General features: G+C 66.4%; 11 protein-coding genes. All 11 read right to left on the bottom strand.

All coding sequences use genetic code 11. The features are described 5' to 3' along the window. Nucleotides 1-259: 259 nt before the first annotated feature. Entirely contained in the window at nucleotides 260-382 is a 123-nt protein-coding gene (locus O0K41_RS21315; RefSeq protein WP_262408386.1) for a hypothetical protein, read from the bottom strand. A 211-nt stretch (nucleotides 383-593) separates the two neighbouring features. Further along, nucleotides 594-2,099, bottom strand: coding sequence for a sigma-54 dependent transcriptional regulator (locus tag O0K41_RS21310; protein ID WP_033833133.1), 1,506 nt, complete (start codon nucleotides 2,097-2,099; stop codon nucleotides 594-596). Next, nucleotides 2,096-2,473, bottom strand: coding sequence for a response regulator transcription factor (locus tag O0K41_RS21305; protein ID WP_005409556.1), 378 nt, complete (start codon nucleotides 2,471-2,473; stop codon nucleotides 2,096-2,098). Before O0K41_RS21305 ends, O0K41_RS21310 begins: the two co-directional genes overlap by 4 nt. A 14-nt stretch (nucleotides 2,474-2,487) precedes the next feature. Continuing rightward, nucleotides 2,488-3,897: an RNA polymerase factor sigma-54 gene (gene rpoN, locus O0K41_RS21300; protein WP_164221927.1), complete on the bottom strand. Its 1,410-nt coding sequence runs from the start codon at nucleotides 3,895-3,897 to the stop codon at nucleotides 2,488-2,490. Between the two features lie 438 nt (nucleotides 3,898-4,335). Next, nucleotides 4,336-4,968, bottom strand: coding sequence for a response regulator transcription factor (locus tag O0K41_RS21295; RefSeq protein WP_005413261.1), 633 nt, complete (start codon nucleotides 4,966-4,968; stop codon nucleotides 4,336-4,338). A gap of 92 nt (nucleotides 4,969-5,060) precedes the next feature. Next, the gene (locus O0K41_RS21290; RefSeq protein WP_005413262.1) at nucleotides 5,061-5,639 is read right to left on the bottom strand and encodes a PilZ domain-containing protein; all 579 of its coding nucleotides are present in this window, start codon (nucleotides 5,637-5,639) and stop codon (nucleotides 5,061-5,063) included. Beyond that, entirely contained in the window at nucleotides 5,636-5,929 is a 294-nt protein-coding gene (locus tag O0K41_RS21285; protein WP_005413263.1) for a hypothetical protein, read from the bottom strand. Before O0K41_RS21285 ends, O0K41_RS21290 begins: the two co-directional genes overlap by 4 nt. Continuing rightward, on the bottom strand, nucleotides 5,926-6,342 hold the full coding sequence (fliS, locus tag O0K41_RS21280; RefSeq protein ID WP_005409561.1) for a flagellar export chaperone FliS: 417 nt from the start codon (nucleotides 6,340-6,342) through the stop codon (nucleotides 5,926-5,928). The genes O0K41_RS21285 and fliS overlap by 4 nt, the downstream gene beginning before the upstream one ends. 128 nt (nucleotides 6,343-6,470) lie before the next feature. Then, a complete protein-coding gene (gene fliD / locus O0K41_RS21275) occupies nucleotides 6,471-7,889 on the bottom strand; it encodes a flagellar filament capping protein FliD (protein WP_043033573.1) in 1,419 nt (472 codons plus the stop codon). A gap of 440 nt (nucleotides 7,890-8,329) precedes the next feature. Next, the gene (locus O0K41_RS21270; protein WP_088435877.1) at nucleotides 8,330-9,550 is read right to left on the bottom strand and encodes a flagellin; all 1,221 of its coding nucleotides are present in this window, start codon (nucleotides 9,548-9,550) and stop codon (nucleotides 8,330-8,332) included. A gap of 88 nt (nucleotides 9,551-9,638) precedes the next feature. Next, nucleotides 9,639-9,746 (bottom strand): flagellin (locus O0K41_RS21265; RefSeq protein WP_308304563.1); only part of this gene is annotated, 108 nt, incomplete at its 5' end.

Genomic DNA, 9,746 nt, shown 5'->3' with positions numbered 1-9,746 from the left:
GGCCGGTTACGGGGGACGCCGTAAATCCGTCCATGGAGGCTCGGTCGCGCCATCCATGGCGCTCACGCCCCCGCAACCGGACCCCCCGCCTTCGACAGTTGGCCGCGATCTATTGGAACCTGCTGCTGATGGTGCTTCTGATGGTGCTTCTGATGATGGTGGGTGCCGACCGTTGGTCGGCACGGGGTCGGATCCCGTTGCAACGCAACGGGCTCTGGCTCCGGTCGTGGCGCCATTTAACCGGCGTCGGTTTTCTGGCCTATGGCTGCAGGGTCCATCGGCCGGAATTCTGGCGCTGGTCGAGCGTGGCGGGCGGTGTGCAGCCGATTGCGGTGGCAATGCCGGGGCAGAGCAGGGCGGCGAGCAGGGTGAGGCGATGCATGGTGGAGCCTCGTTGGGAGGTCCCACTCCATCCTCCGGAACGCGGCAACGTTGTCTGTAGGAATTCGTGCAGATGCGCGGCGTTGTCAGCGCGCGGCCACGGTCTCTATCCACGCATGGCGTGGATCTACTGACGTCGTGCAGCGGTGCCAGAAACACCAACGCCCGGGCAAGCCCAGGCGTTCGTGCCCCCTTCATGCTGGTAGCGCGCTTCAGCCGGCCAGTTCGGCCTGCTCGCGTTCGATGCCGTACTTGCGCAGCTTTTCCACCAGGGTGGTGCGGCGCAGGCCGAGCAGCTGGGCGGCGTGGGCGACCACGCCCTGGGTACGTTCCAGTGCTTCGTTGATCAGGCCCAGTTCGATGTTGGCCATGTGGTTGCGCAGGTCCATGCCTTCGTCGGGCAGGGCGGCCGGTGCCGCCGGGCGATTGACGGCGATGCCGTGCTCCAGCGCCGGCTGGTTGCCGCTGCCGGGCGTGTGGAACGAGAAGCTGCGCAGGTCCAGTCGTTCTTCGCTGGTGGCGGGCTGTGCCGGCGCCGGCGTAGCGACGGCGGCCAGCGCGGCATCGCCACGGTAGCGGGCCGGCAGGTCCTGTACGCGCACCGATCCACCCGGATGCAGCACGGCCAGGCGCTCGACCAGGTTGGTCAGCTCGCGCACGTTGCCCGGCCATTCGTAGCCCGCCAGTGCCTGCAGGGCTTCCGGGGTGAAGCGCACTTCGCCACGGCCGGTGCGCGCCAGCTGTGCGGCGATGGTTTCCACCAGTGCCGGCAGGTCCTCGCGACGCTCGCGCAGCGCGGGTACTTCAATGGGGAACACGTTGAGGCGGTAGAACAGATCCTCACGGAACTTGCCTTCGGCGATCCGCGTTTCCAGATCACGGTGGGTCGCGGCCACGACACGCACGTTGCAGCGGATGGTCTGGTTGCCACCGACGCGCTCGAAGCTGCGTTCCTGCAGCACGCGCAGCAGCTTCACCTGCATCGGCAGACTCATGTCGCCAATTTCGTCCAGCAGCAGGGTGCCGCCCTCGGCCATTTCGAAACGACCCTTGCGCGCGGTCAATGCGCCGGTGAAGGCACCCTTTTCGTGACCGAACAGTTCGCTTTCCAGCAGGTCGGCCGGAATGGCGCCGCAGTTGATCGCCACGAACGGGCCATCACGGCGCGGCGAGCGCTGGTGGATGGCGCGCGACACCACTTCCTTGCCGGTGCCGGATTCGCCCAGCACCAGCACGGTGGTGTCGAACGCGGCCACCTGTTCGATCATGGTGCGCAGTGCGGTGACCGCCGGGCCGTTGCCGGTCGGTCCCTGCTCCTGCGCGGCACCGGCCTGGTGCTCGGCATCCAGGCGCTTGAGGCTGGCGCGGCGCAGCAGGGCTTCCATCTGCGCGTGGCGCAGCGGCGTCTCCAGTGGCCAGATGTTGGCTTCGTGCAGCCCGTGCTGCTGCGCGAAGGCTGCGGCATCACCGTCGGCCAGCAGTACCGGCGGTGGCAGGCTGCTGCCGCCCAGCCAGTTGTAGAGTGCGGTGCTGGCGGCGTTGTCGTCCAGGCTGCCGACGATCACTGCCATCCAATCGTTCTGGCGCTGCCGGCCCAGATCGAAGTCGGCCGCGTCGGAGACCCAGCGCGGGTTGAAGTCCATGAACTCCAGCAGGGCAACGGTGCGCTCTGCACGCACGGCGTCGTTGTCCAGCACAAGGATGCGCGATTCGCTCACGACTGTTCCTCCCTGAGGCCTTCCAGGATCGGCATGACTTCCTGGATGTAGGACAGCTTGCTGACGAAATTGTCGGCACCGGCACGCAGCGCGTGCTCGCGGTGCTCGGCGTCGTCGAAGTGGCTGGCGATCACGATGTACGGTGCGTCGTCCTGCGACTTGATCAGGCGGGTGGCCTGCAGGCCGCCCATCTCAGGCATTGCCAGATCCATCAATACGACCTGCGGGCGCAACGTTTCCGAACGCTCGATCGCTTCCAGGCCGTTGCCGGCGCTGCCGACGATCTGCAGCCAGTCGATCTTGCGGAAGTGGCGCATTGCCGCGTTGATGAAGCCCTCGTGGTCATCGACCAGCAGGACGGTAAGCTTGTTCATGTGCAACATCCTTTTCAGCCCACCCGGGCCAGCTGTGGTTGCCTGGCGCCGAGCCGGCGCCGTTCACGGGCCGGGGCGATGTCCAGTTGTTCCCGGTATTTTGCGACGGTTCGGCGGGCAATGTTCACCCCCTGGCGTGACAACAGGCCGGCGATCGCCTCATCGGCCAGTGGCCGACCGGCCGGTTCGGCGTCGATCAGGCGGCGGACCATGGCCTTGACCGCCTGCCCGGAGACGCTGGCGCCTTCCAGTCGGACGGCGAAGAAATGCTTCAGTTCGAAGGTGCCGCGCGGGGTCTGCAGGAACTTGCCGGTGGTGATGCGCGAGACGGTGGACTCGTGCATGCCGATTTCCTCGGCTACTTCCTTCAGGGTCAGCGGTGCCATGGCTTCCTCGCCACGCACCAGGAACGCGGCCTGGCGCTCGACGATTACCCGCGCGGTGCGCAGCAGGGTGTCGTAGCGCATCGACAGGCCGCGGCTGAACCAGCGCGCTTCCTGCAGCATCTCGCGCAGTGCCGGGGCGGCCTCACTGGTCTCTGCCAGCGCCTGTTCGTACTGGCTGTTGATGGAGACGCGGCGACTGGTGGCCGGGTTCAATGCCACCTTCCACTGGCTATCGGCGTGCCAGGCGACCACATCCGGAACCACAACGGCATTGCGTTCCGGCAGCAGGCTGTCGCCTGGGCGTGGCTGCAGCGACAGGATCAGGCGTACCGCTTCGCGCACGTCGTCGATCTCGGCGTCGTGCTGGCGGGCGAGGGCGGGGTAATCATGTGCGGCCAGCGCATCGAGTGCGCCGTCCAGGATGCGCATGGCCAGGTGGCGGGCAGGCACCGCGCCATGCAGGCTGCGCAGCTGCGCCTGCAGGCCCTCACGCAGGTCCTGGGCGGCCATGCCGGCCGGGTCACCGTGCAGCAGCTGCTGGCGGATGGCTTCGACGCCGTCGGCGTCGATGTCGAACTGGGCGCTGGCCAGCAGCTGCAGCTGGCCCAGTGGCGCCTGCAGGTAGCCAGCCTCGTCGCAGTGGTCCAGCCAGAATGCGGCCACTGCCAGCTGGCGATCATCCATGTCCAGCGACAGGCGCTGCAGCACGCGCAGCTGCGGGTCGGTGGATTCGCCGGCGGCGATGCGCGCCATGCGGTCGTCGTCGCCGTCCTGCCAGCTGGCGCCGGCCACGTCCCACATCGACGACTCCGGCAGCTCGTCGAACGCGGCGGTTTCCAGCGTCGCGGTGGCAACGTCGGTGGCGTCGGCGGCCGGTGCTTCGGGCTCTTCGATTTCCAGCAGGGGATTGGAGTCCAGCAGGCGCTGGATTTCCTGTTCCAGGTGCAGGCCATCAAGCTGCAGCAGCCGGATCGACTGCAGCAGCTGCGGGGTGAGGTGAAGTTGTTGGCCCAGCTGGGTCGAGAGTGCAGCCTTCATCGTGGTTCCCCGGCGCCGCTCCCCGGCGCCTTGTGGAACGCATCTTGCTTTTGATCCGGCGGTGGCGGAATCGGGGGGTTCCTGAGGAGCTTCGTGAATTTCCTGACGGCGTGTAGGGGTATTCCCTACAGCGGCGCGGAATGTTGACGATGATCGCTGCTAAGTTGCTGATTTCCGGTGCAAGGCCCGGATTGATCGGGCTGCGCCGTGTACGGATTCCTGTCGGGGAGTGTCGGGCTGACGGGAATTCGACGCTGGGTGCGGGTTGGCTGCGTCGGCTGTCGATAGAGACGATCACCGGTAGAGTCGACTGTCAGTCGACTGCTCTCCGATCAGACCAAGGAAAAGTCCCGCGCTCCGCGCGCAAGTCGACTGACAGTCGACTCTACCAACAGCCCACTCTACCCAGCCATCGCTTGGTCACGCCGAGGCTGGCGCTTACTCCAGCTCGTGCTGATGGCGCGCGGCCAACAGCAGCAGATCGTTGGCGCGACGGCAGCCCAGTGACTCCATCATGCGTGCGCGGTGGGTTTCCACTGTCTTGACGCTGATGCCGAGGTCGGCGGCGATTTCCTTGTTGCTCTCACCCTTGCCGATGCGGCGCAGGATCTCGCGCTGGCGCGGCGACAGCGCGGCGATGCCGGTGGGCTTCTCGCGGCCGAGCATCGGTGCCAGCATCTTGGCGGAGATCTGCGGGCTCAGGAACACCTGGCCGGCATGCGCCGCGCGAAGCGCCAGCTCCAGTTCCTGCGGCGCCGCATCCTTGACCACGAACCCGACCGCGCCGCGGTCGAGGGCATCGCGCACGTGCGCGGCGTCGTCGTGCATGGTCATCATCACAACCCGGGTACCGGGCGCGCGCAGCCGGATATCGCTGAGCGCTTCCAGACCCGTACGGCCAGGCAATGACAGGTCCATCAGGACCACGTCCGGGGCGTGCTGCAGGGCCAGCTGCAGCGCCTGTTCGGCGTTGCTGGCCTCTGCAACCAGCTGCACGTCGGCAAACCCCTGCAGCAGCCGCGCCAGGCCGGCGCGGACCAGGGTGTGATCGTCGACGATGAGAACTCGCACAGGCACGCAGCAGGTCCGTGTAGGGGAGTCCACCTTAACTTAGCTGAACGGGCGCGCCAAGGCTTGCCCGCCAAGCGCGATGGTGGCAGGTTTCAGCGCGCCCGGCGTGCCTCGGCCACCTGACGCCGGTGCAGGCGGAACAGGTGGCGCTCCATGGCCATTTCCAGGCCATCGCCAAGGCGCTGGAAGCGCAGCCACAGATAGTGGCCGCCGCCGCCATCGGCCGCTTCGGCAATCACTTCCACCGGCAGGTCGATATGGTCGGGCAGCCAATCACTGGGCTGCAGACGGACCAGGCCCGCCTGACCGGGGCTGGCGCCACTGCGCGGGCCCAGTTGCAGGCGGATGCCACGGCGCGACCAGCGCACCGGGCGCAGGGTCAGTTCCTGGCCCTGCTGGCGGACCAGGCGGCCAAGCAGCACCATCGCCAGATCCAGCTTCGCCTCCAGCCGCTGCAATTGCAGGCTGGCTTCATTGCGGTCGTCATGCTCGTCAACGCGACTGTCTTCAACCAGCGCCAGGCTGCGCAGCAGGCCCTCGGCACTGCCGGTACGGCCGGTGCCACTGCCTGCCTGGAATTCGGCGGGCAGTGCCAGCTCGCAGCTGAGCGTTTCGTCGAACAGCTCGCTTTCGGCGGGATGGTGCAGCGACGTTGTCGGCAGTTGGGTCATGCCAGCGATTCTGCCTGCAGGTAGGCATGGGCCGCGCGAAGAGAGCGCTGGCCGTCATTCATCAGTGCTGCCACCGCATCGCGACGCTGGCGCAGCAGGCCCAGCAGGTTCTGCTGGCGCTCGAACAGCGCACTGAGCGGTGCGTGGTCGTCCGAGGTCAGCGGCTGGCTGAGCAGGGCATGCAGCGTGCTGTCGTGACCGTCGAGCAGGCTGTCGGCCTGGTCGAGGGCGTCTTCGCCCAGGGCCTTTTCGAAGGCGTCCAGCTGGGCGTGCAGTTCGTGCAGGCTCATGGCGCCACCGCGGCCGGGCGGCGCTGTTCCTGCGGGATTGCATTCCAGGCGCTGTCGATCTCGCCCAGCAACTGCAGGGATTCATCGAGGGCGGCACGGTCGTTGTGCAGGTTGGCCTCGGTCAGGCGCTGCAGCACGTAGTCGTAGAGTGCCGACAGGTTCCCGGCGATTTCACCGCCAGCCTCATGATCCAGCGAGCCATTGAGGTGGCCGACGATCGCGCAGACCTCGCCGATCGCCTTGCCCTTGCCTGCCTGGTCGCCACGCTCGAGGCTGGCCAGGGCGCGCCGCACGCGCTCCAGCGCGCCGGCCAGCAGCATCGCCACCAGCTTGTGCGGATCGGCATCGGCGACCGCACTGGTCACTCCCACCTGGCGGTACTGCTCGGCATATTGACGGCTGGAACCGTACATTCGTGATTCTCCTTGCGCGGGGTGCCGCCGGCGGGTCGTGGGGACCGTTGCCGGCGGTGCGGCGTTGATTGCTGTTGCGTCCGTTATCGGTGCGTTGCACGCCAAACTTGAGCGTTGCACGCCGTCCTTTAGCGGTTCAGCTGTGCCAGCTGCTGCTGCAGCGACGTATTGCTCTGCTGCAGCTTGCCCATCAGGCTGTCCAGTGCGATGAACTGCTTCTTGTAGCGCTCCTCCACGTTCTTCATGCGCGTGTCGAGGTCCTTGCGGCGCTTGTCGATGTTGTCCAGCGTGGTGTTGAGGCCCTTGGTGCGGGCGACGAAGGCACCTTCCTTGCCGACCGTGGTACTGACGTAGCCGTCGACCATGGTGTACAGCGTGCCGGCACCGCCGGTGTCGCCGGTGATTGCCGAGCGGATCTTCTCGGGCTGACTGGCCAGCGCGGCGGCAAACTTGGTGGCGTCCAGCACCAGGCTGCCGTCGGCGTTGGGGTAGCCACGCGTCTGCAGTCCCAGCGTTTTCGGGTCCAGGCCATCGGCGGACAGTTCCTTCAGCACGCCCGACATCACCGAGCGCAACTGGCTGGAGGCACCACGCATCTGCGCGTCGCCGGTCAGCGTGGCGGCTTCCTTGGTCTTGGCGTCGTACTTGGTCTCGGTGTTGATCGCCGCGATTGCTGCGTTGTAGGCGGTCACGAACTCCTGCATCACCTTGGTGGCTGCAGTGGTATCGGTGCTGATCACGACGGTGCTCTTGCCCTTGACCTTGAGGTTCAGGGTCAACCCCGGCACGGCGTCGGCCACGGTGTTGCTGGCGCTGACCACCGTGACGCCATCGATGGTCAGCTCGGCATCGGCTGCCGCGGTGTTTTCCTGGAGGCTGCCCACCAGTGCGGTCAGTTTCGGGTCGCTGCCGCCGTATTCGAGCTTGATGGCATTGGCGGCGCCGGTCTTTTCCTGGGCAATCGACAGGTACTGGTTGTCGCCCGAGGCGATCAGGGTCGCCTGCACGCCTTCCTTGCGGCCTGCGGCGTCGATCTTGTTGCGCACGGTGGTCAGCGTATCGCCGGCTTCCACCTCGACCTTCATCGTCTTTGCCTTGTCGCCGACGCCAACGGTCAGCGTCAAGGTTCCGGCGCCGAAGGTGTCGGTCTTCCCTACCGAGGTATTGGCAATCAGCTTGTGTGCGGTGGCAAGGGATTTCACCTCCACCTGGTGGGTGCCATTGGAGGCCGCTGCCTTGGTCGTGCCCAGGTCGTACAGTGCCACCGAGGCCGTCAGCACGTCGTCGGTGTTGGCGGGTTGCGCCTTGCCGGTGGCGGTCACGGTGCGGGTATCGAAGGCGGTGGTGGCCTTCAGTGCGGTCAGCGCGGTCTTCAGCTTGTCGAAGGCTGAAGTGACAGTGCCGATCGACGACAGCTGCATCTTGGCCTTGGACTGCTGCAGGTTCAGCGCGTTGTCGGCGGGCTTGCGGTCGGCTGCGACCAGCTGGTTGACGATGTCCGAGATGTTGAGCCCCGAGCCAATGCCACCGTATCCAAAGCTTGCCATGTGATTCTCCTGGTATCCGGGCCTGGCCGTCGTGCGGTGGCCCGTCGTCAACGAAAATAGCGGCCTGCGCCGCTGGGTCTTGAGGACTTCGTTGATGCACGTGCCGTGCCAATGGTCTGGCGCAGGTTCTGGCACGCGGGTTGCAGGAAGGCTGGGGCAGGGTGCGGGTAGGTTCACCGCGGGCTGCCGGGAGTCTGCAAAAAGCCCTCCCCCAATGCAGGGGAGGGATCAGGCTACTGACAATCGGGGGGAGACGAAGCCGCCCGGTACGTACAGTCAAAGGTACAGCGCTGAAAGAGAGGTCCGCAGGAGCGGGCGATGCCAAGCCGGTTCGGGAGTGATCCCGGGCCGGGCATGGCCCGCGCCTTCGTGCATCGTGGCTTCCCGGTTGCCGCTACCGTCGGTTCGACCCGACGGTAGCGGCGCCCTCTTGCCGTGGATCAGCGCAGCAGGCTGAGCACGCCCTGCGGCACCTGGTTGGCCTGGGCCAGCATGGCCGTACCGGCCTGCTGCAGGATCTGGGTGCGGGTCAGCTCTGCGGTTTCCTTGGCGAAGTCGGTGTCCTTGATGCGGCTGCGCGAAGCCGACAGGTTTTCCGACGAGGTCTGCAGGTTGGCCACCACCGAGGTGAAGCGGTTCTGGATCGCACCGAGGTCAGCGCGGGTGCTGTTGATCGCACCCAGGGCCTTGTCGACCACTTCCATCGCCTGCTGTGCACCCTTCACGGTGGACACGTCGATCTTGTCGGCGAAGCTCTTGGCCACTGCGGTGGTGCTGGCGGTGATGTCGCCCGGGCCGGTGGCGATGCCGGTCCAGGTGCCGGTTTCCACGGCGATACCGAGGAAGGCGCCATTCTTGTCGACGCTGTCCTTGACCGAGCTCAGGTTGATCTTGCCACCACCGGCAGCGTCGACCTCGGCCAGGACGCCGGTCTCACCGATCTTGGCATTGATCGCAGCGACCATGGCCTTGGTGGCGGCGTCCTGGGTCTTGGTGCCATCGGCACCGCCCTGGGCGGCCACGTCGATGTCGGCGATGCTGATTGCCGAACCTGCGCCGTTGGTGATGGTCATGCCGCTGACCTTCACGCCGGTTGCGCCGTCTGCCGGAGCGGCGATGGTGAAGCTGACCGAATCGAACATCGCACCGCCCAAGGCATTGGCCTTGGCATCGATGGTCTTGTCGATGGCAATGGCCTGGCCCGCATTGGCGCCGACCTGGAACAGCTGGCTGGAGAACGAGCCGTCCAGCAGCTTGGTGCCGTTGAAGTCCGACTGCTTGGCGACGCGGTCGATTTCGCTGACCAGCTGGGTCACTTCGGCCTGCAGGGCCTTGCGGTCGCTGGCCGAGTTGGTGGCGTTGGAGGCCTGCACCGACAGCTCGCGGACGCGCTGCAGGTTGTTGCCGATTTCGGTCAGCGAACCTTCGGCGACCTGGGCCAGCGAGATACCGTCGTTGGCATTGCGGATGGCGACGTCGGTACCGCGGATCTGCGTGCCGAAGCGCTCGGAGATCGCCAGACCGGCGGCGTCGTCCTTGGCGCTGTTGATGCGCGAACCGGAGGACAGGCGCTGGATGGTGGTGGCCAGCGAGCTGCCGCTGGTGCTCAGGTTACGCTGAGCATTCAACGACATCGTATTGGTGTTGATGACTTGTGCCATGGTGCTTTTCCTTTGGCGAAGGTGGAACGTGTTTCAGGATCCGGGCGCCGCGTCATGCAGCGCCCGGAGGTCGATCAGCGGGTGGGGATCAGCGCAGCAGGCTGAGCACGCCCTGCGGCACCTGGTTGGCCTGGGCCAGCATGGCCGTACCGGCCTGCTGCAGGATCTGGGTGCGGGTCAGTTCGGCGGTTTCCTT

The sequence above is a fragment of the Stenotrophomonas sp. Sm2128 genome (assembly GCF_030985535.1).
GTDB lineage: Bacteria > Pseudomonadota > Gammaproteobacteria > Xanthomonadales > Xanthomonadaceae > Stenotrophomonas > Stenotrophomonas maltophilia.
The sequence above is the reverse complement of the archived record's forward strand: the minus strand, read 5'-3'. Positions and strand labels throughout refer to the sequence as shown.